Annotated in this window: 18 protein-coding genes; 8 read left to right on the top strand and 10 right to left on the bottom strand. The window is 65.2% G+C overall.

The window, feature by feature from the left end:
• Nucleotides 1–95: 95 nt before the first annotated feature.
• The 3 genes from ACZK3J_RS17505 to ACZK3J_RS17495 all read left to right on the top strand — a co-directional run bounded on the left by ACZK3J_RS17505 (nt 96) and on the right by ACZK3J_RS17495 (nt 3,386).
• On the top strand, nt 96–1,541 hold the full coding sequence (locus tag ACZK3J_RS17505; protein WP_478476106.1) for a hypothetical protein: 1,446 nt from the start codon (nt 96–98) through the stop codon (nt 1,539–1,541).
• Nucleotide 1,542: 1 nt separating this feature from the next.
• On the top strand, nt 1,543–2,940 hold the full coding sequence (locus tag ACZK3J_RS17500) for a hypothetical protein (protein WP_152906656.1): 1,398 nt from the start codon (nt 1,543–1,545) through the stop codon (nt 2,938–2,940).
• Nucleotides 2,941–3,101: 161 nt separating this feature from the next.
• Nucleotides 3,102–3,386, top strand: coding sequence for a hypothetical protein (locus ACZK3J_RS17495; protein ID WP_239508882.1), 285 nt, complete (start codon nt 3,102–3,104; stop codon nt 3,384–3,386).
• Nucleotides 3,387–3,878: 492 nt separating this feature from the next.
• On the opposite strand, the gene ACZK3J_RS17490 is transcribed toward ACZK3J_RS17495, so the two are convergent.
• The gene (locus ACZK3J_RS17490) at nt 3,879–4,235 is read right to left on the bottom strand and encodes a winged helix-turn-helix transcriptional regulator (RefSeq protein WP_227416532.1); all 357 of its coding nucleotides are present in this window, start codon (nt 4,233–4,235) and stop codon (nt 3,879–3,881) included.
• 142 nt (nt 4,236–4,377) lie between these two features.
• On the opposite strand from ACZK3J_RS17490, the gene ACZK3J_RS17485 reads away from it, so the two are divergent.
• Nucleotides 4,378–5,322 carry an aromatic alcohol reductase gene (locus ACZK3J_RS17485; RefSeq protein ID WP_049463256.1) on the top strand — a complete coding sequence of 315 codons (945 nt, stop codon included), beginning with the start codon at nt 4,378–4,380 and terminating at the stop codon, nt 5,320–5,322.
• 392 nt (nt 5,323–5,714) lie between these two features.
• On the opposite strand, the gene ACZK3J_RS17480 is transcribed toward ACZK3J_RS17485, so the two are convergent.
• The gene (locus tag ACZK3J_RS17480; protein ID WP_049463266.1) at nt 5,715–6,032 is read right to left on the bottom strand and encodes a hypothetical protein; all 318 of its coding nucleotides are present in this window, start codon (nt 6,030–6,032) and stop codon (nt 5,715–5,717) included.
• 585 nt (nt 6,033–6,617) lie between these two features.
• Between ACZK3J_RS17480 and ACZK3J_RS17475 the strand changes: the two genes are divergently transcribed.
• Both ACZK3J_RS17475 and ACZK3J_RS17470 read left to right on the top strand, forming a co-directional pair.
• On the top strand, nt 6,618–7,469 hold the full coding sequence (locus ACZK3J_RS17475; RefSeq protein WP_049463257.1) for an alpha/beta hydrolase: 852 nt from the start codon (nt 6,618–6,620) through the stop codon (nt 7,467–7,469).
• A gap of 84 nt (nt 7,470–7,553) precedes the next feature.
• Nucleotides 7,554–8,492 (top strand): alpha/beta hydrolase, encoded by a 939-nt coding sequence (locus ACZK3J_RS17470; RefSeq protein WP_049463258.1) that lies wholly within the window; start codon nt 7,554–7,556, stop codon nt 8,490–8,492.
• A gap of 108 nt (nt 8,493–8,600) precedes the next feature.
• Here ACZK3J_RS17470 and ACZK3J_RS17465 read toward each other — a convergent pair whose 3' ends face one another.
• Both ACZK3J_RS17465 and ACZK3J_RS17460 read right to left on the bottom strand, forming a co-directional pair.
• The gene (locus ACZK3J_RS17465; protein WP_049400506.1) at nt 8,601–9,026 is read right to left on the bottom strand and encodes a response regulator; all 426 of its coding nucleotides are present in this window, start codon (nt 9,024–9,026) and stop codon (nt 8,601–8,603) included.
• A gap of 94 nt (nt 9,027–9,120) precedes the next feature.
• Nucleotides 9,121–9,888 (bottom strand): CPBP family glutamic-type intramembrane protease, encoded by a 768-nt coding sequence (locus ACZK3J_RS17460; RefSeq protein WP_134951604.1) that lies wholly within the window; start codon nt 9,886–9,888, stop codon nt 9,121–9,123.
• Nucleotides 9,889–10,037: 149 nt separating this feature from the next.
• On the opposite strand from ACZK3J_RS17460, the gene ACZK3J_RS17455 reads away from it, so the two are divergent.
• Entirely contained in the window at nt 10,038–10,352 is a 315-nt protein-coding gene (locus tag ACZK3J_RS17455) for a TFIIB-type zinc ribbon-containing protein (RefSeq protein WP_032128518.1), read from the top strand.
• A 113-nt stretch (nt 10,353–10,465) separates the two neighbouring features.
• On the opposite strand, the gene ACZK3J_RS17450 is transcribed toward ACZK3J_RS17455, so the two are convergent.
• The 6 genes from ACZK3J_RS17450 to ACZK3J_RS17425 all read right to left on the bottom strand — a co-directional run bounded on the left by ACZK3J_RS17450 (nt 10,466) and on the right by ACZK3J_RS17425 (nt 17,218).
• The gene (locus tag ACZK3J_RS17450; protein WP_049463261.1) at nt 10,466–10,978 is read right to left on the bottom strand and encodes a GNAT family N-acetyltransferase; all 513 of its coding nucleotides are present in this window, start codon (nt 10,976–10,978) and stop codon (nt 10,466–10,468) included.
• A gap of 81 nt (nt 10,979–11,059) precedes the next feature.
• The gene (locus ACZK3J_RS17445) at nt 11,060–12,085 is read right to left on the bottom strand and encodes a copper resistance protein B (RefSeq protein ID WP_049463262.1); all 1,026 of its coding nucleotides are present in this window, start codon (nt 12,083–12,085) and stop codon (nt 11,060–11,062) included.
• The gene (locus ACZK3J_RS17440) at nt 12,082–13,890 is read right to left on the bottom strand and encodes a copper resistance system multicopper oxidase (protein ID WP_049463263.1); all 1,809 of its coding nucleotides are present in this window, start codon (nt 13,888–13,890) and stop codon (nt 12,082–12,084) included. The genes ACZK3J_RS17445 and ACZK3J_RS17440 overlap by 4 nt, the downstream gene beginning before the upstream one ends.
• Nucleotides 13,891–13,965: 75 nt before the next feature.
• Complete coding sequence (locus tag ACZK3J_RS17435) at nt 13,966–14,349, bottom strand: CopL family metal-binding regulatory protein (RefSeq protein WP_049400501.1); 384 nt, start codon at nt 14,347–14,349, stop codon at nt 13,966–13,968.
• An 85-nt stretch (nt 14,350–14,434) separates the two neighbouring features.
• Nucleotides 14,435–16,240, bottom strand: coding sequence for a DNA helicase RecQ (gene recQ, locus ACZK3J_RS17430; protein WP_049463264.1), 1,806 nt, complete (start codon nt 16,238–16,240; stop codon nt 14,435–14,437).
• A 429-nt stretch (nt 16,241–16,669) separates the two neighbouring features.
• The gene (locus ACZK3J_RS17425) at nt 16,670–17,218 is read right to left on the bottom strand and encodes a Dps family protein (RefSeq protein ID WP_006439098.1); all 549 of its coding nucleotides are present in this window, start codon (nt 17,216–17,218) and stop codon (nt 16,670–16,672) included.
• Nucleotides 17,219–17,304: 86 nt separating this feature from the next.
• On the opposite strand from ACZK3J_RS17425, the gene hrpA reads away from it, so the two are divergent.
• Entirely contained in the window at nt 17,305–21,387 is a 4,083-nt protein-coding gene (gene hrpA, locus ACZK3J_RS17420; RefSeq protein ID WP_478476105.1) for an ATP-dependent RNA helicase HrpA, read from the top strand.
• Nucleotides 21,388–21,389 lie beyond the last annotated feature (2 nt).

Here is a 21,389-nt window from a genome sequence, read left to right as displayed (position 1 = left end):
CCATTTCCGCCAATGACCGCCGCAAGACCTACGTGGGGAACGGCGTCGCCACCGCGTTCAACGGGCCGAGGGCGTTCCTGTCCAGCCACATCCAGGTGTTCACCGGCACGCACCCGGTCTACAACCTGGTGCCGGCGGCTCAGTACACCGTGACAGGGCTGCGGGCGAACGCCAGCACGATCACCTTCAACGCTGCGCCTGCCTTGAACCTGGACATCTTGATCCTTCGTACGGTGCCGCTCGATCAGCCAGCCGACATCACCAACCAGGGTGCGTTCCTTCCGGAGATCCACGAAGACGCCTTCGACTACCGCGTGATGCAGCTGCAGCAGTTGATGGATAGCGGCATGCAGCTGGTGCAGGACCCCAGCACCGGCGAATTTGTGTGGGACGCAAAGGGTAACCGGATCGCCAACGTGGGCGATGCCACCGCCGATGCCGATGCGCTCAATCTCCGTTCTGCCCTGATGCTAATCGAGCGGGTACTGGGCGGTGGCGGCAGTGTAGGTGTCACGCCGAAGTTCTGGGAGTTTGATGGCGATGGTGAAGTGACCGACTTCCCTCTGGCCGGCGCGGACGTGCTGGATCCCCTGTTCTATGACACCGCCGCGGAGCTGGCCGCAGGCGTGGGCAATTACAAAGTGTCCCGGCCGGTGGATGCCAACGGCGTTGGGGAGTTCATGATCGTGCCAGGCACGGAAGGGGCGCCGCCAGCCATCCGCTTTAATCCGCCGCTCGGCGACGGCGTGCGTGGCTTCACGACCCTGCGCGGCTACGCCCGCCCGTGGATTGGCCAGCCCCCTGTCTACACGGTTGCGCCACGGATCGTCAGCATCACCGGCAACACCATGCTGGCCGGGGACATGCACAACACTCTGATCCTGGCCAACTCGGCCTCGCCGATCACCCTGACCATCCGGGCGAATACCGGTGGCAGTGCGGACTGGAAGGAAGGACAGTTCTTCTCTGTGCTGCAGGTTGGCGCCGGTCAGGTGACGCTCGTTGTGGAAGGAGGCGGCCCGATCACGATCCCGCCGAGCTTCCAGGCCAAGACCCGTGCACAAGGCTGCATCATCAGCGGCACCTGCCTTGCGCCTGATGCCGACGCATGGGTGGCCGCGGGTGACCTGCTGCGGGTGGCCGCGGCGGTCGACCTGCAGTGCTTCGACCTGATCGACCGTTCCGCGCTGATCAGCGCCAATATCGCCGCTGGCACTGGTAAAGACAGCCTGATCCTGCCCTATGGCCTGGTGCTGGATACGGTGGCCAATGGTGGCATCTACGCCACCGTGGCGACCGCGCAGGCCACCGGTCTGGTACTGACCGTGGACGTCAACCGAAACGGGACCAGCATCCTGTCCACGAAGCTGACCTTCGACAACAACGAGCGCAGCACGCTAACTGCGGCAACTCCCCCTGTGCTTGTACCCGGCGGCGAGATTCTGGCGAAGGGCGACGAGATCACCATCGACGTTGACCAGATCGGCACCGCCAACGCCAAGGGTCTGCGGGTGTACCTGGTCGGTCAGAGGGCAAGCTGACATGACTGCACGCATTTACGATCGGCCTGATCTGGATCAGTCCGTTTCTCGCCTGGGACTGTACGTCTCCGGTCAGTTTTCCAATGGAAAACCAAGGGTGGCCTACGAGGGAAGGCTGCAGATTCACAATGCCGTTGGGGCGTGCACTGTGAGACAGATCGACGGAGACTCGCTGCCGCTCGGCCATCGATTGTATGTCGATCAAGCGACTCGAGAAGTTGTGCTTGCTTGGCCTGACTACGAGACCAATGCTGCGCCTATCGCAAATCCAGGCTTTGAAAGCGGGGCAACTGCATGGGAGGCTGGTGCCGGATGGGTGATCGCGACGGAGAATCCTCCGAGCGGAATGTGGGCTGCCGGCTATAACAACAACCGAGGGGAGTCGGTCATCTCGAGCACCTCGAGGTATCCGGTCTACCCCGGACAGGTCACCAACGCGAAATGCAAGGTGCGCCAAGGGGCTTCATCGGAAGGCAACGCAGGAGCGTCTGTCCTGCTGGAATACCGAAACCAGATCGGGGATGTGGTGGCCCGCTTCGAGGGCAATCGTGTCATGTCGGCAAGCAAGAATCGTGTGTACGACTCGAACGTCAGAGGGGTTGCGCCGGATACCGCTGATTCAGTCAATGTTGCTGCAAACGGAATTCGCTATCGCGAGAACAAGATTCTTTTTGTCGATGACTTTGAATGGGATCACGTTGTCGCGGCCGCCGGTGTTGGCCAAGACAGCCTGTTCCAGATAACCCTGCAGGTGTCCGATTCCGCAGGAAGATCGGCAATATGGAAAGGTTCGGTGCGGGTGGTAGATGTTCTTTACTGGAATCCAACGGATGCGCATCCGCTGGTGGTGCTGAGCGACCAAGATCGCCGCATGGAGGCCGTGAACAACAATCCAGTCAGTGCGATGGGTGGTTCTGTCAGGGCTTACCAGGCTCGCAGCTCAGGGCGCCGATACGTCGAGTTCGAATGGGCCCGATTCAATGATGCGGCGAGGGCATTCGCTGGATTGTTCAGAGCGAACACAAGTTTGTCGTTGTTCCCGGGTGACTATCCCACGGCAAACGACTGTAGCGGCGTGTTCCAGAACGGGCAGTTCATGGTTGTAGGTACTACGAGTTTCGACTCAGGGTTCGCTCCCACTGCGGGGTCGAGAGTGGGCGTTGCCATTGACTTCGGTACGGGCCGGGCGTGGATCAGGCTTGATGGCCATTGGTTCAGAAATGCGAACCCACAGAATACGCCGGGCGGTCTGTTCGGAAATGTAGTACCGGCTGGCGATCTTTTCCCCGCTGCGTTTGCTGAGGATCGTGCGGCGGACCTTTCGAATCAGATCAGATTGCTTGTAAAGGCGGAGGAAATGCTTTTCCGGCCGGACGGGTTCATGGCGTGGGGTGAGTAGGCGGTTGCACGGTCGAGCCTGGCTCGACCCTGGCCGAACGGTTCAGGGAGGTGGCCGGCTCGTTCGCAGGATCTGAGACGGCCGGCCGTATCCTCCCTGCCATGCCGCTCCCCGCCGATTTCCGCTGGACGACCAGGTCTGCCAGCCTCCCGAATGACTCGTTGACCGTGATCGCCTGCCACAGCGTGTGGGTGGTGGCTATGGCCCAGCGGGTGAACGACGGGATCTGGATCGCCTCGCTGGACCGGCATCGGCATGGCCCCGGCGGGCCGTTCCGTTGGTGCAGCAACTACGAGCAGGGCCGGGCAGGGGCCGAGCTGTGGGTGGCCAGGCACGAGGACAGGCTGCGGGAGGATGTGGCCAAGATCCTGACATGGCAGGAGAAGGTCCGGGGGAACCGGCTGGCCAAGGCTGACCAGGATCCGCCTTTCGGCTGGATTGGGTAGGGGCTTTGGGGCGCTCCGCAACGAGAAACGGCGCCAAGCCACACAAGGGTTTCAGGGCGCCGTTGCAGATGGTGTTGCGGAGCGGGAATCAGGGTGAAAGCCTTGTGCCGCAATGGTTCTTCGTCAGACTTTTAATCTTTTGGTCGAAGGTTCGAATCCTTCACGGCCCACCAATTGCATCAACGACTTAGGCGCCCTTGCGGCGCCTTTTTCATATTTCCGGAAAAACTAAGTGGTTCCACGCTCGAGCACGTGCAGCTTATGAGGCGGTTGAACCACCGGCAGTTCGTGGTCGTATCGCTGTCGCATCTCTTCGGTGACGTGACCACATGCGGTCTTGCGGCCGCCTTCGGTGACGCCCCGATGTTGTGGCCCACAAGGCCAAACGCTTGGCCTCGGATGTGACCGACGCGGATACCTCGGTGATGACGCGCTGGAGCATCCCCCCCAGTGGGTGAAGCTACCTGCCTGCGCCGCTGCTTGCCTATATCTTCATTTCCCGTCTGAAGAATCAAAATTCTGCCGACATTGGCGGAATTCCTCCGCATGTGCCACTACCCATGTCCACATGGGAATCATCAGTACAAGAAGGTCCTTGCCCAGCGCTGTGATGCTGTACTCCACATGTGGCGGTACTTCGTGGAAATCCTGCCGGCTGATCAACCCGTCACGTTCCAATTGCCGGAGGGTGCGCGTAAGCATGCGCTGGGTGATTCCCTTCATCCGTCGCGCGACCTCGGCATGACGCAGCGTTCCATACACGCCAAGCGCATGGATGATACCCAGGGACCATCGGCTACCGGCGTGCGCTAAAACCTCCCGGCGCAGTCCATCTTCGTCCTCGCTCATCCCGTCACATATGGCTTGAGAGTGCCTTAGGAGTTCTTCCGGACTCATGAACGGTGCGGTCGGTATCATCGATGTGCCTTCTTACGTGTGGGCCATTAGGCGAGCAGAATCGCCGCCATCGTACACACACAAGGCGATTTCCATGTCATCTCATATCAGCACTACCCCCTCTCGGTCGATCCTGGTGCTCGGCGCAGGCGAGCTTGGAATGCCTGTCATCCGGAACCTTGCACGTTTGGCCGTAAGTCATCCAGGCACACGGATCAGTGTGATGCTACGGGCGACGTCGATCGACTCAGAACTGCCGGAGAAGCAGCGGGTGGTCGATGAAATCCGCGCCTTGGGGGTGAATATCGTTGCTGGCGATCTGGTAACTGAATCAGTAGAAGCGTTGGCGGCTACCTTCGCGCAGTTCGACACAGTGATTGGATGCACCGGCTATGCCGCAGGCCGCGATACGCCAATGAAGGTTGCGCGTGCGGCGGTGAAGTCTGGTATTCCCCGCTACTTCCCTTGGCAGTTTGGTGTCGATTTCGATGCCATTGGGCGCGGTGGCCCCCAGGATCTGTTCGACGCCCAGCTGGACGTGCGAGAGTATCTGCGTTCGCAGACTGCGATGGATTGGGTGATCATCTCCACTGGGATGTTCACCAGCTACCTCTTCGAGCCCGACTTCGGCGTGGTCGACCTGATTGGGCATAAAGTGAACGCCCTGGGCTCGGCGAGCAACGCTGTCACCTTGACCACGCCGGATGATATCGGCGCAATGACAGCGCGCATCGTGTTCCACACACCTACTATCCGCAACGAGATCGTGTATCTGGCAGGCGACACCGTCCGCTACGGTGACCTTCCGGATATTCTGCAGAAGGCGTTCGGCGAACCTTTCGAGCTGACGGTCTGGGGTGTGCCCCAGCTCATGCAGGAACTGGCTAACGACCCGGGCAACATGATCAAGAAGTATCGCGCGGCCTTTGCCCAAGGGAGGGGCGTTGCGTGGGATGTGGAGCGAACCTTCAATGCGAAGATCGGGGCCGAGTTGCAGGGCGTGCAGGCGTGGCTGGATTCCAACGTGCAGCGCTCCTGATTTGCCGCTGGATTGTGAGGAGGCGCCTGGGCGCCTTTCTCATTGCCGTTCCCGACCGCACGCTCACGATGGTTGTACGTCGCGGCACACCAGTTCGCCAACGGCTCGGCAACCGACGTCAAACGGTGGAGTCTTGGTCGTGGATCCCGTGCATATCGCTTGAGACGCCGGAAAAATTGTCGAGTGAGCTTAGGACCTGCAATGGTTCCACGCTCGATGGGCGGAAAAATAGAGCGGCGCAACCGGTTGTTTTCAAAGGAAGCGCCAGCTTTCATTTAATCTTTTGGTCGAAGGTTCGAATCCTTCACGGCCCACCATTGCATCCAATGACCCAGGTCATTCAGAAAGGCACCGCAATGCGGTGCCTTTTTTGTGGCGCTCGTCCAGGTCAACTACTTCGTCCGCGCATTCTTCGCTTTAGCCGCCGCCGCGTCGGCAGCCTCCTGTGCGGCCGTTGCTGCCGCATTCGCAGAACGTGCCGCCTCCGCTCTTGCCGCCTCGAAATAGGTGAGCCGCTGCAGACTGGTTCTGCGTTCCAGTTCCATTGCTGCGGCGAAGCTCTCCGGATGCTTTGCAGCACAGGCCTCCTGCACCAGTTGCACGGCACGATCAGACAGCCCGGGCTGGATGTTGCCGAGCAGGCAATCGGCATACGGTACGGGCGCGGCCGGGCTGGCGGCCAGCGCGGCGATGAGCACGGCACTCAACATGCAAACCTCCTTGTAGGTTTCGAAGGGACTGGCGACCAGCCCGTCCCAAGTATGGACCGGCTCTGGGTACAACGGCGGGTACGCCGGCCGGATATCCCGGCACACCCATTCCGCCAGCCTGCGGCAGGCAAAGAACAACCCATCGCCCCCCCTTCATCCAGATGGCAGTCGGGCGTGGCCATCGACCGGCAGCGCTCAGCGGCGTGCAGCATTTCCGCCACGGTCAGCATGCCAACGGCGGCACGCTTCTCGCGTGCCATCGCGGATGCGCTTGAGGCATCCCCAGAATGCGCATCCACGCATGGCGTGGATCTACTTTCGCCTGAGGACAATCGCTGCGATGACGGCTGCGATGCCGACCGGGATCAGGACGACCGCCAGAAGAATGATCCAGTGCCAAATGCTGAAGCCCCCCATGTCCCAACTCCTTGTAGGAAACGACGAATGCTAGCAAACGCGATTGCAGTCATTTCCCGATATAGTTCAAGCATCGCGCAGCGCCATAGCATACGTGCAGGCATGCCGAATCGGCCGACGCCTTGGCCTTGGCGTTATGCTCGGCACTTTCCCAGGATGGGCCGCTCCATGCGCTTGATCGTGCTGTCGCTGTTGTTGTCCGCTGTCTCCGCCGCGCCGTTGATGGCCGCCGAGCCGGCGCCGTCCGCACAGGCCGCCGCCGCAACCCCGCTGGTCATCGGCGAGACCTTCACCATTGAATCGAAGGCGCTGGGCGAAACCCGCCGCATCAATGTCTACCGCCCGCAGCCGTGGGGCCTGGACCCGAAGGCACCATTGCCGGTGCTGTACATGGCCGATGGCGGCATCGGCGAGGACTTCCTGCATGTGGCAGGGCTGGTGCAGGTGCTGAGCGGCAACGGCAGCATGCGTCCGTTCCTGCTGGTAGGCATCGAGAACACCGAGCGCCGCCGCGACATGACGGGCCCCAGCAGCGACCCGCAAGACCAGAAGATCGCGCCCCGCATCGGCGGTTCAGCGGCCTACCGCAGCTTCCTGCGCGATGAACTGATGCCGCAGGTGCGCCAACGCTACCCGACCACCGACGAGCGCGCGCTGATCGGTGAATCGCTGGCCGGCTTGTTCGTGGTCGAGACGTTGCTGCAGGAGCCGACACTGTTCAACAGCTACATCGCGCTGGACCCCAGCCTGTGGTGGAACCGGGGCACGATGTTGGCCGCTGCGGCCAAGCAGTTGCCGGCGGTGACGCGTGCGCAGCCGCGCGTGTTCCTGGCCAGCAGTGGGCAGCCGGAGCTGGCTGCGTCCGCCGCGCAGTTGGCCACGCTGCTGCAGCAGGCGTCGCCGTCGCCGCTGGTGAAGTACCTGCCGCTGCCGGAGGAAACCCACGCCACGATCTATCACCCAGCCGCCTTGCAGGCGCTGCGCACGCTGTTCCCGGCACCGCCGCCGGCGTCGCCCTGATCCGGCGTGGCACTGCACCGCACGACGTGTGAGGATGCGGTAGCGGCGCCACCTGAGGGCGTCGCCCGCAACGGGAGAGCGTGGATGCAGCGTGTGCGTGGATGGAGTGTGGCGGCCTGCCTGGCCGTGAGTGGCTGTGCGATGTCGGTGGCACCACCGGCAACGCAGAGTGAAGTGAAGGAGGGCGCGGCAGCCGCTGCGCCAGGCGTGGTGCTGCCGGATACGGAAGCGTTGCGCATACATGACCCCGTGGGCCGCGACTATCCGATCTGGGTGGCGCTGCCGGCCGACTATGCGGCGCATCCGGAAAAGCACTATCCGGTGCTGTACGTGACCGATGCGCTGTACAGCTTCCCGCTGGTGCGCAGCGTGCGCAATCTGGTGGGGCAGCAGGGCGTCAACATCGAGGATTTCATCCTGGTCGGTCTGCCGCCGCAGGAAGGCCTGACTTCAAAGCAGAGCCGCTCGCGCGACTACACGCCCAGCAATCCGGCGCGCACGGTCGATGGCTATTACAGTGATGACGTCACCTACGGCGGTGCCGCGCACTACCGTGATTTCCTGGCGACACAGGTGCTGCCGATGGTCGATGCGCGTTATCGCACCGATCCCGCCCGGCGCATGTTCGCGGGTCATTCCTATGGCGCGCTGTTCGGCGCCTATGTGCTGACCACACAACCGGACATGTTCAGCACCTACATCCTGTCCAGTCCTTCGCTGTGGTTCGACCAGCTTCTGCTGCCGCGCATGCAGGATGCCGCTGTGGTTCCGGCTCAGCCTACGCGCGTGCTGCTGTCGGTGGGTAGCTACGAGACGGACAAGCCAGGGCCACGTTATTCCACCGGCAACGACATGCTGAGGCAGGCCGCGGACTTCACTGCCCAGCTGAAGCGCACGGGGCGCAAGTTGAAGGTGGACAACGTGGTGATTGACGGCGAGGACCATCTCACGGTCTACCCGCGGGTGATCACTCGCGCACTGCTGGAGGTGATGCCGGGTGAAGGGCCGTACACCGGCGGTTGATAGGGGGGCTGCATCCACGCATGGCGTGGATCTACCGGTGGTGTTGACGTGGATCCATGCCGAAGAGAAACGGAATCAGTAGATCCACACCAGGCGTGGATGATTGCCTCAGGCCGCGCTGGCCTGCGGCGGCGGTATCAGCGTGGCATCCGCTGCGTGCCGGAAGCACAGCCGGATGGCATCGAGCAGCTCGCTCATGCTGTACGGCTTGGGCAGGAAGTGGATGCCGGCGCGCAGCTGCGGCAGCACGCGGTGCTGGTCCATGCCGGAGGTGACCAGGATCGGCAGCTGCGGCAGGTGCTCACGCACGCGGTTGGCGGTTTCGATGCCGCTGATGCCGCCCAGGCAGACGTCGGTGAACAGCAGGTCGAACGGTTCGCCGGCGTTGAGCAGGCCCAGTGCGGCCTCGGCGCTGCTGACAGCGGTGACCTGGCAGGCCTGGCTTTCCAGGGCGAGGCGACTGAGTTCCTGGGTTTCCTCGGCGTCCTCGATCAGCAGGACGCGCGGTTCCACAAAGCGCTTGGACAGCAACATGACGCGGCAACTCCGGACAACAGGGGGAGCGAAAGGCGCGCAAGTATGCGCAAGCCGGTAGTGATCCCGGCGTGCACGGCAAGCTAAGTGGGCGTTACAGCTGTCTGCGTCGCTGGCGGCGCACGTACCAGGCCAGGATTGCCACCGCGAGCAGGGCGGTGCCGATGCGCAGGCTGGTGGCCTGCCAGCCGAGCGCGACGGCGTCATCAAGGCTGAACACATTCCAGGCCAGGTTCATCGAAACGTGCAGGACCAGGCCGCACCACAGGGTGTCACCGTCGAGGTGGTCGAGCCAGGCGAAGATGAAGCCGCCGAGGGCGATCACCGCGCCGACGAACAGCGCGATGCCGCCACCGTCGAACCCACCGAAGCCCAGCCAGTGCACCATGCCGAACAGCAGCGCCTGCGGCAGCGCGAGCAGCGGCCACGGACCACGCACGATCTTCACCAGCAGCACGAAGCCCAGGCCGCGGAACAGCACTTCCTCGGCCAGTGGGAACAGCACGGCCAGCATGGTGGCGTCCAGCGCGGTCAGCGCGGTGTTCGGGGTGCCGAGCAGCGCCAGGCCCAGCCAGCACGGCAGGCTGGCCAGCAACACCCACATCGGGCCGCCCCAACCATTCCCGCGCAGCCCGAGGCTGGCCAGCAGGCCCATGCCACGGGGCCGCAGCAGCGTGGCCAGCAGTAGTGCCACCAGCACCGCCAGCGCGTTGTCCAGCAGGCTGCCGCCGTAGGGCATGGGCAGGGCGGGAATCGGAGTCCCTGCGGCCGCCGCGATATCGCGCAGGTTCAGGCCCAGGCCAACGCCCAGCAGGACCAGCAGCAGGTGCGCGGCGGTGGGCAGGCGGGACAACGCGGTCATGTACGCACTCCCTGCGGAACAGGGGCCCAGTGTGTGCGACTGCTGCCGCATCGGCACGCGTCGGAAGTCCCTGTGCCATCGGTCATGCGTTGCCGCACAGTCATCACCGCACAGGTACAGTCGATGCAGGACCGACAGGAGCAATGCCGATGCTGTGCCCCGTGTGCAAGACCCAGACCCTGCAGATGGCCGAACGCCATGGCATCGAGATCGACTATTGCCCCGGCTGCCGGGGCGTGTGGCTGGATCGTGGTGAACTGGACAAGATCATCGAGCGTGCCGGTGCCGGTGCCGGTGCGGCCGTGCCGCCGCCCGCGCCTGTGCAGCAGCATCCGGCATCCTCTCCGCCGCCGGTGATGCACCGTGATACCCGCCACTTGGGCCAGCGCTACGAGGACAATCGGGGCCACGGATACAAGAAAAAGAAGAAGGACAGCTTCCTGTCGGAGCTGTTCGATTTCTGAGGCGCTGTAGAGTCGAGCTTGCTCGACTGGCTCTTGTTACCAATAGTCGAGCAAGCTCGACTCTACGGATCAGGTGCAGTCGAGCATGGCTCGACTCTATATGGAGCGCGTGATCACGGCCGCCGCAGGATGAACTCGCGGTCGTGGGTGTCGCCGACGATGAAGTCGTACTCGCCAACCTTGCTGCAGCCGTAACGCGCATAGAAGCGCTGTGCACCGAAATTCTCTTCCCACACGCCCACCCACAGGGTGCGGCGCTGCGGCTGGTCCAGCCAGGCCATGAACGCGTCCATCAGGCGTGCACCGTGGCCGTCGTTCTGGTGTGCGGCCAGGATGTAGAACCGCTTCAGTTCGATGTCGCCGTCGCGTGCATCCGTGTGCGGCAGGGTGTTGGCACCGGCGGCCAGATAGCCGACCACGGCGTCACCGTCCATCAACAGCCAGATGGCACTGCGTGGATCGGACAGTTCGATGCGCTGCGGCTCGCTGCTGTAGTGCGCCTGCAGGAAATCGTGCAGCTCCTGCGGCGGATAGGAATCGCCCCAGGTTTCGTTGTAGGTGGCAATCGCGATGGCCGACAGCGCGTCGACGTCGGCAAGGTTGGCGCGGCGGATCTGCAACGACATGGCGGTGCCTGCATTGGAACGTGGCGCAGTGTAGCCGGCCCCGGCGGCTGCCGGGGCTGGCCATTGCTCACGATCTGCTGCTCAGAACCACATGCGCACGCCAGCCACCCAGCGCGTGTCGCGCGCGTGGTCACCGGCATAGTCGGCGGTGTCACCAAACGTGCGTTCGTGGCTGATGCCGATGTAGGGCGCGAAGCGGCGGCTGAACTCATAGCGCAGTCGCAGCCCGGCTTCGACCTTGTTCAGGCCACGACCGATGCCGTACTCCTTCTCGTCCTTGGCCGCGACGGTGGCTTCCAGCAGCGGCTGCAGGATCAGGCGGTTGGTCAGCAGCACGTCGTACTCGACTTCGGCCTTGGCCAGCACCTGGCCGCCGGAGCCCATGTACAGCGTGGCCGAGCTCTCGAACTTGTACGGCGCCAGGCCCTGGATGCCGACCGCCGCCCACGTGCGCGAGTCGGCCGGGCGGAAGTCCTGGCGCACGCCGACCAGCACGTCCCACCATGGCGACACGCTGCGACCATACAGTGCTTCCAGTGACGACGATTCCGTGCGGCCACGGCTGCGTTCGCCATCGGTGCGCAGCCACAGGCGGTTGATGTTGCCGCCGATCCAACCGGTCGCCTCCCAGGCCTGACCATTGCTGCTCTTGCCATCCCAATGTTCCAGACGGTCGATCAGCAGCAGGCTGTTGATCTCCGGCGCATGCTCCATCGCACCGTGGGCGATGGGCGGGAAGGCCGCGGCGCGGTCGGCGTCGGTCGGCACCGGGATGGGTTCGCGCGGTTCGGTCGGTGCAGGCGATCCGTGGCCCATCGCGGCGTGGTCCATCTGCGAATGGTCCATCGCCGCTGGCTGCATCGTGCCATGGTCCATCTTCGAGTGGTCCATCGTGGAGTGGTCCATGCCGGCCTGATCCGCCGCACCCATGTCCATCTCCGAATGATCCATCTTTGAATGATCGACCGGTTCGGCCGGGGTCTTCGTGCTCTTCGCAGGCGCGTTCATCGCGCCCATGTCATGGCCGGCGTGCGACTGCGCGAACACCGGCAACGCGGCGGCGAGGCCCAGGGCCAGCAGGCTGGGGGAAAGCAGTGAGTGGCTCATTCTTCGATCCTCACTTCGCGCATCATGCCCGCTTCCATGTGGTACAGCAGATGGCAGTGGTAGGCCCAGCGGCCGAGTGCATCGGCGCGCACGCGATAGCTGCGGCGGGTGCCCGGCGGCATGTCGATGGTGTGCTTGCGGACCTGGAACTCACCTTGCGCGTTTTCCAGATCGCTCCACACGCCGTGCAGGTGGATCGGGTGCTGCATCATGGTGTCGTTGACCAGCACGATGCGCATGCGCTCGCCGTAGTTCAGCCGCAGCGGCTCGGCGCTGGCGAACGGGATGCCGTCGAACGACCAGGAGAATTTCTCCATGTGGCCGGTCAGGTGCAGCTCGACCTCACGACTGGGCTCGCGGCCATCCGGGTCTTCGAACAGGCTGCGCATCGCGCCGTAGGTCAGCACCTGGCGGCCGTTGTCGCGCAGGCCGATGCCGGGGTCGTCCAGCTTCGGTTCGGAGGCCGAACTCTGCATGTCCACCAGCGGGTTGTTGCGTTCGCTGGCCGGATGCTTCGGTGCCTTGCTGGCGGTATCGCCGCCGTGCGCACCGTGGCCCATGCTGGCGCCGCAGCTACCTTCCGTGCTCTTCATCGCGGCCATGTCGTGGCCACCATGGCCACCACTGCCCATGTCGTGCCCCATGTCGCTCATCGTCAGCAACGGGCGTGGGTCGCGCGCGGGAATCGGTGCCTGCAGTCCGTGGCGTACCGCCAGCGTGCCGGCGGCGTAGCCGGTGCGACCCATGTCCTGGCAGAAAATGGTGAACGCATCCTGGCCGGTGGGTTCGACCAGCACGTCGTAGGTTTCGGCGGGAGCGATGCGGAATTCGTCGATGCTGACCGGGTGGATGTACTGGCCGTCAGCGGCCACCACGGTCATCTTCAAACCGGGGATGCGCACGTCGAAGTAGGTCATCGACCCGCCGTTGATGAAGCGCAGCAGCACCTTTTCGCCACTGCGGAACAGGCCGGTCCAGTTGCCGGCCGGGGCGGTGCCGTTCATCAGGTAGGTGTAGGTATGCGCGTTGATATCGGAGATATCGGTGGGCGTCATCCGCATCCGGCCCCACATGCCACGGTCGGACAGCGCCGCCGACCAGCCGTCGCGTTTCGCGTCGCGCAGGAAGTCGGGCAGGGTGCGCTTGTAGTAGTTGTCGTGCTCGGCCAGCTTCTTCATGCGGCGGAACAGCGCGCCCGGGTCCATGTCGGTCCAGTCCGACAGCATGATCACGTGCTCGCGGTCGTGGTGGTACGGCGACGGTTCGGCCGGGTCGATGATCAGCGCGCCGTACAGACCAGCCTGCTCCTGGAACATGGAGTGGCTGTGGTACCAGTAGGTGCCCGACTGCTTCAGCTCGAAGTGGTAGTGGTAGGTCTCGCCGGGGCCGATGCCGTTGAAGCTCAGGCCGGGCACGCCGTCCATGTTGGCGGGCAGCAGGATGCCGTGCCAGTGGATCGAGGTCGGGTGGCGTTCCAGCGTGTTGCGCACGAACAGGTCGACGGTCTGGCCTTCGCGCCAGCGCAGGATCGGTGCCGGCAGCGAGCCGTTGACGGTGATCGCCGGGCGGGTGCGGCCGGTGAAGTTGGCCAGCGATTCGCCGATGGCCAGTTCGATGCGGGTGTCGCTGAGCACGGCGGGGGCGCCGGCCAGCCGTGGGGCGGCCGTGGCGGCGGCGAGCGCGCGCTGCGGCACGCCGACAGCGGCGATGCCGGCAACCACGCCGCCGGCGGCCAGGCCCTGCACGAACAGGCGGCGCGACGGCATGGGCACAGCGCCCGGACCGGGGGGAATGCGGGTATTCATGGTGGTGACTCCAGACACGTAAAGACGCCGGCAGGCGGCCGGCTGCGGTGCGCAGGGCGCACGATGCGTGTGGAATCAGCCGATGGGAGGACGCGAGATCGGCGGCAGCGGCGGCGCCGGGCGGCCATTAGCCGGCATCGGCTGCGGGGCCAGCGACAATGCCGGGCCGGCCATGACCGGCAACGGCAGCACTACCAGCAGCGGGTGCTGGGCACAGCTGCGCACGCAGTCCTTGATCTGGCAATGAGCGTCATGGGCGGGGGCCTTGGCCTGCGGAGCCTCGTCGGCCTGCATGCCGGCGTGGTGGTGGCAGTCGGCGGTGCCGCCGTCAACAGCAGTGGCTACGGCGTGCGCCATCCGGCCCATTTCCTCGTGACCACTGGCCATGGCCGCGTTCAGCCCGTTGAGCAACAGGCTGAGCATGAGCACGACACGGAGCAGGGTCGAGGCCAGGGACATGGCGCTAATCTAGCTGCAAGCGGGCGCGGATGCACTTCCGGCTGAATGGCCGGTTCAAGGTTGGACCAGCACCAATGTAGAGCCGCTACCCTTCTTCGCGCACGATCTCGACCAGGCGCGGGCCGTAGCGGCTCAGCTTGGTGCCACCGATGCCGCCGACCCGGGCCAGTTCGTCCAGGCTGGTCGGGCGCTGTTCGGCGATGTTGCGCAGAGTGCTGTCGTGGAAGATCACGAAGGCCGGCACGTTCTGTTCGCGGGCCAGTTCGGCACGCAGGCCGCGCAGCGCGTTGAACAGCGCCAGATCCTGCGGCAGCACCGACAGGCCGGTGCGCTGCGCGCTGCGCTCGCGCCCGCTGGTGCTGCTGGCCGGGTCGCGGCGCATGCTGATCTGGCGGCGGCCGGTCAGCACGTCGCGGCTTGCATCGGTCAGGCGCAGGCCACCGTGGCCCTCGCTGTCCACCTCCAGCAGGCTGGCGGCGACCAGCTGGCGGAACACGCTGCGCCAGGTGCGTGCATCCAGGTCACGGCCGATCGCATAGGTGCTGAGCTTGTCGTGGCCCTGCTGCTTCACCTTTTCGTTCTCGCTGCCGCGCAGGACGTCGATCAGGTGACCGACGCCGAAGCGCTGGCCGCTGCGATAGACACAGCTCAGCGCCTTCTGCGCCGGAATGGTCGCGTCCCACGAGGCCGGCGGCGTCAGGCAGTTGTCGCAGTTGCCGCAGGGCTGGGGATAGGTCTCGCCGAAACCGGCCAGCAGCACCTGGCGGCGGCACTGCATGGATTCGCAGTAGCCCAACAGATGGTCCAGCTTGGACCGCTCCAGCTGCTTGCGCTCTTCGCCGGCTTCGGACTGCTCGATCATCTGCTTGAGCAGCACCACGTCACCCAGGCCGTAGCACAGCCAGGCCTCGGCGGCCTCGCCATCGCGGCCGGCGCGACCGGTTTCCTGGTAGTAGCCTTCCATCGACTTGGGCAGGTCGGTATGCGCGACGAAGCGCACGTCCGGCTTGTCGATGCCCATTCCGAAGGCGATGGTGGCGCACATCACGATGCCATCCTCGCGCAGGAAGCGGCGCTGGTTGCTGGCGCGTACTTCCGGTGGCAGGCCGGCATGGTAGGGCAGGGCGTTGAAGCCCTGGCCGCAGAGGAATTCGGCGGTCTCTTCGACCTTGCGCCGCGACATGCAGTAGACGATGCCGGCCTCGCCGCGGTGGCCGCGCAGGAAATCGGTCAGCTGCTTGCGGGCGTTGTCCTTCTGCACCACGGTATAGCGGATGTTGGGGCGGTCGAAGGAGCTGACGAAGTGGCGTGCTTCCTGCAGATCGAGGCGCTCGGCGATCTCGCGCTGGGTCGGCGGATCGGCGGTGGCGGTGAGCGCGATCCGCGGGATCTGTGGCCAACGCTCGTGCAGCACGGTCAGCTGGCGGTATTCGGGGCGGAAATCATGGCCCCACTGCGACACGCAGTGTGCTTCGTCGATGGCGAACAGGGCGATCTGGCTGCGCGACAACAGCGACAGGAAGCGACCGGTCAGCAGCCGCTCGGGAGCGACATAGAGCATGTCCAGCTCGCCCGCGAGCAGTTCGCGCTCGACGCGGCCGGCGGTCTCGGCGTCCAGGGTCGAGTTCAGGTACTCGGCACGCACGCCGAGCTGGCGCAGGGCTTCGACCTGGTCCTGCATCAGCGCGATCAGCGGCGAGATGACGATGCCACAACCGTCACGCAGCAGGGCCGGCACCTGGTAGCAGAGCGACTTGCCACCGCCGGTGGGCATCAGCACCAGGGCATCATGACCGGCAGCCACATGCTCCACGATGTCCTGCTGGGGACCACGGAAATCGTCGTAACCAAAGACGCGTTGAAGCAGGTCGTGCGCGGGACGGGAAGCCATCCGGCTAGTTTACCCCGGCGGGGGTTCGGCAGGGCTGCGCCCTGCACCTGCAGAAGCCTTCAAGCCAGAGCAACGTCAAAGGCAACAGCCGGCTCTGGGGTGATCCGTGGGTTGGCGGGGCGGTGTCGGATTGCGGGGACGCCGCAAGTACGTCCGTGTAGGCTTGGCAGCCGCATCCATGCGGCTGACACCCCGCAATCCGACACCGCCTCGCCCTCGACAGGTTCACGCGGCTGTTGGTAGGTGTCGACCTTGGTCGACACATCTTTCAGATATCGAGTGAATTCATCCGTGTCGACCAAGGTCGACACCTACCAGAGCGGACCCCACCCCGCCAACCCACAGATAGCCAGCTTCTGCTCTGGCTCTGGCCTTGGCTTCAAGGCCTCTGCGGGTGCAGGGCGCAGCCCTGCCGGGGCCCCCAAACTCTTACTGAAGCAGCGAGCGCAGCATCCAGGCGTACTTCTCGTGGGTCTGCAGGCGCTGGGTCATCAGATCCTCGGTCGGGGCGTCGTCACCCTTGGCCGCCACGTCCAGCACTTCACGTGCCGTACGACAGACCGCTTCGTTGGCGACCACCAACTGGCGTACCATTTCACGCCAGTCCGCACTGTCGGTCAGGCCCGGTTCCTCGGCGATCGAGGTCAGCGCAGCGAATTCCCGGTAGGAGCCCGGGGCATTGAAGCCCAGCGCGCGGATGCGCTCGGCCACGTCGTCCAGTGCCGCCCACTGCTCGGTGTACTGCGTCTCGAACATGGTGTGCAGCGAGTTGAACATCGACCCGGTCACGTTCCAGTGGAAGTTGTGCGTCTTCAGGTAGAGCGTGAACGCATCGGCCTGGAAGCGCGACAGACCGTCGGCGATCTTCTTGCGGTCGCCCTGGGTGATCCCGATATCGATGTTCGGCGCCGACGGTGCCGCCGCTGCAAGCTTCTGCTTGCCGGTCTTGGCCTTGGTCGTGCTCTTGGTCTTCGCCATGGGGTTCCTCCTTGTGGAATCGTTGGCCTTCACAATAAACCGGTCGTGATGACTGGTCGCTTTCAAAGTTTTGAACGAACCGATTGATGAACTCTATCGATAAAAATCCATCGCCCCGCCTGCGCCAACAGCGCGCCGCCATCGACGGCGCCATGAGCCGCGACCGGGGCCGTTTGCTGGGGATGCTCTCGCGTTGCCAGGCCAAGCCACAGGATGCGGCATTGGCCGCCACTTTCGAGCAGGCCTTGCAGGCGTCGGTGCAGCGCCGGATGACACGGGCGCAGCAGCAGCCGTCCATTACTCTGGACCCGCAGCTGCCGATTGCGCGTGAAGCCGACGCCATCATCGGGCTGATCCGCGACCACCAGGTCGTGGTGATCGCTGGTGAAACCGGCTCGGGCAAGACCACCCAGCTGCCGAAACTGTGCCTGGCCGCAGGCCGTGGCCAGGCCGGCATGATCGGCTGCACCCAGCCGCGACGGATTGCCGCACGTGCGGTGGCCAGCCGCGTGGCGCAGGAACTGCAGAGCGAACTGGGCCAGCTGGTCGGCTACCAGGTGCGCTTCAACGACAAGGTCAGCGAAGACAGCCGCATCAAGTTCATGACCGACGGCATCCTGCTGGCGGAAATTGCCAGTGACCGCTGGTTGTCGAACTACGACACGATCATCGTCGACGAGGCGCACGAACGCAGCCTCAACATCGACTTCCTGCTGGGCTACCTGAAGCAGCTGCTGCGCAAGCGGCCGGACCTGAAGCTGATCGTCACCTCGGCCACCATCGACACCGAACGCTTCGCCCAGCATTTCGACAATGCGCCGGTGATCAGCGTCGAAGGCCGTACCTATCCGGTGGAAGTGCGCTACCGCGCGCTGGAAGGCGAGGGCGAAGACCAGGGCGAACGCACCGTCAACGACGCCATCGTGTCGGCCATTGACGAGATCACCCGCCTGGATGCGCGCGGCGACGTACTGATCTTCCTGCCGGGCGAGCGCGAGATCCGCGATGCGCACCAGTCGCTGGAGCGCCGCAAGTACCGCAACACCGAGGTGCTGCCGCTGTACGCGCGCCTGTCCAACCAGGACCAGGACCGGGTGTTCAACCCCGGGCCGAACCGGCGCATCGTGCTGGCCACCAACGTGGCGGAAACCTCGCTGACGGTGCCGCGCATCCGTTACGTGGTCGATCCGGGCTTCGCCCGCGTCAAGCGCTACAGCCCGCGCAACAAGCTGGACCGCTTGCACATCGAGCCGATCTCGCAGGCCAGCGCCAACCAGCGCAAGGGCCGCTGCGGACGTATCGCCGAAGGTATCTGTTACCGCCTGTACGCCGAAGCTGATTTCCAGGCGCGGCCCGAATTCACCGATCCGGAAATCCGCCGCTCCAGCCTGGCCGGGGTGATCCTGCGCATGCTGCAGCTGGGCCTGGGCCGCATCGAGGATTTCCCGTTCCTGGAAGCGCCGGACGAGCGTGCGGTGGCCGATGGCTGGCAGCAACTGACCGAACTGGGCGCGATCGACGCCGAGCGGCGCATGACTACCATCGGCAAGCAGATGGCACGCCTGCCGGTGGACGTGAAGCTTGCGCGCATGCTGGTGGCCGCGCAGGCCGCAGGCTGCCTGCGGCCGATGCTGGTGATCGCCTCGTTCCTGGGCATCCAGGACCCGCGCGAACGCCCACCCGAAGCGCGTGGTGCGGCCGACAGCGCGCACGCGCAGTTCGCCGATGGCCGCTCCGAGTTCGTTGGCGTGCTGCGCCTGTGGGATGCCTACCGGCAGGCCCATGAAGACCTGACCCAATCCAAGCTGCGCGACTGGTGCGGACGTCATTTCCTCGGCTTCCTGCGCATGCGCGAGTGGCGCGAGCTGCATCGCCAGCTGCGGCTGCTGTGCGAGGAACTGGGCTGGAAGGAGGAGGCCAGCGAGGCGTCGATGGCGCCGTTGCTGGCCGGCAGCAGTACGCCGGCACCGGCGCGTGACGACGCGGCGGCGGTGAAAGCCACCCGGGGCCAGCTGCACCGCGCCGCGCGCCTGGCCCGCGAAGGCAAGGCCGAGGCCGCACCGGCGCCGGTGGCCGTGCGCGCGCAGAAGGAACAGGCGCCGGTTGGCGACGGTTTCAGCGAACGCATGCGCGCCGCCGCCTACCAGACCCTGCACCGGGCGCTGGTGGCGGGCCTGCCGACGCAGATCGGCCACCGCACCGAGAAGGGCGATTTCCAGGCGCCACGCCAGCGCCGCTTCCTGCCGTTCCCGGGTTCGGCGCTGTCCAAGCGGCCGCCGCCGTGGCTGCTGGTGGCCAATCTGCTGGATACGCAGAAGGTGTGGGGCATGACCCTGGCCGCGATCGAGCCGGACTGGGTCATCGCCGAACTGCCGCATCTGCTGCTGCGCAAGCACTTCGACCCGCACTGGTCGCGCGCGCAGGGCCAGGTGCTGGCTTCCGAGCAGATCAGCCTGTTCGGCCTGGTGCTGGCGCCGAAGAAGCCGGTGCACTACGGCCGCATCGCGCCGGGCGAAGCGCACGACATCTTCGTGCGCCAGGCACTGGTGACCGGTGAGATCAACACCCGCGCCAGCTTCGTGGCCGACAACCAGAAAGTGCTGGAGATCGCCCGCGAGGAAGAAGCCAAGCTGCGCCGTGCTGGCATCGTTGCCGACGAGGACTGGCAGGCGCGCTGGTACCTGGACCGGGTGCCGCCGCAGATCCATTCGGCCGCGGGGCTGGATACCTGGTGGAAGGGGCTGGCGCCGGAACAGCGCAAGACCCTGCACTGGTCGCTGGTCGATCTGTTGCCGGGTGAGGGCAGCGAACAGGAGCGCTATCCGAAGTACCTGCCGCTGGGCCAGGCGCGCCTGCCACTGCATTACCGCTTCGAACCGGGTGCCGACGACGATGGCGTGACCCTGGACGTACCGCTGCACCTGCTCAACGCACTGGACCCGGTGCAGCTGGGCTGGCTGGCGCCGGGTTTCGTCGCCGACAAGGCCTCGGCACTGATCCGCAGCCTGCCCAAGGCGATGCGCCGCAACTACGTGCCGGCACCGGACTTCGGCCGCGCGTTCTACGAGGCGTTCCCGCAGCCCAGCGCCGATGCCATTACCGGCGAACTGGCGCGCTTCCTGTCACGTGCGACCGGCGCAACGGTGACCGCGCTCGATTTCGAGCCTGGTTCGATCGAACCGCACCTGCACATGAACCTGCGGCTGCGCGACGAGCAGGGCAAGGTGCTGGCGACCTCGCGCGATCTGGACACGCTGCGCGCGAAATTCGGTGGTCGTGCCGGCGATGCGTTCGCTGCACGCGCTGGGCGCGAGATGGCCGCCGATGGCCTTCGCACGTTCCCGGCCACGCCGATTCCGCTGCAGGTACCCGGTGAAGCGGGCGTGCCGGCTTATCCGGCGCTGCTGGACGAGGGCGACAGCGTGGCGCTGCGCATCTTCGCCGATCGCCAGCAGGCGCTGGAGGCCCATCCGCTGGGCGTGCGCCGTCTGCTGGAGATTGCCCTGGCCGAGAAGGTGAAGCAGGCACGCAAGCAGCTGCCGGTCGGTGCCAAGACCGGCCTGTTGTATGCGGCGATCGAGTCGCAGGAGCGCCTGCGTGGTGACCTGGTCGATGCGGCGATGAACGCGGTGCTGGCCGAGGGGCTGGAAGACATCCGCGATGCGGCAGCCTTCGAGCAGCGTCGTGAGCATGCGGCCAAGGCGCTGTTCGGCGAGGCCATGTCGCGGCTGAAGCTGGCCGAAACCATCCTGGCGCTGGTGGCGGAACTGAAGCCGATGCTGGAAGCACCGTTGATGGGCTGGGCGCGCGGCAATCTGGACGACATGGAAGCGCAGCTGGTCGGGCTGATCCATCCCGGCTTCCTGCGTGACACGCCGGCCGACGCGCTGGCGCAGTACCCGCGCTACCTGAAGGCGATGATCCTGCGTACCGAGCGTGCCAAGCGTGATCCGCCACGTGACCAGGCACGCATGCTGGAACTGCATCCGTTCCTGGAGGCGTTGGCAGCGGGGGAGCAGCAGGGACTGCGCGAACGCCCGCAATGGCAGGCCCTGCGCTGGGACCTGGAAGAGCTGCGGGTATCGCTGTTCGCGCAGGAGCTGGGTGCGCGCACCGGCATCTCGGCGAAGAAGCTGGCGCAGCGGGTGACCGCATTGCGCCAGGCGTGACG

This window comes from Stenotrophomonas sp. 86428_Sma, from assembly GCF_056481585.1.
This window is presented reverse-complemented; position numbering and strand designations above follow the sequence as displayed.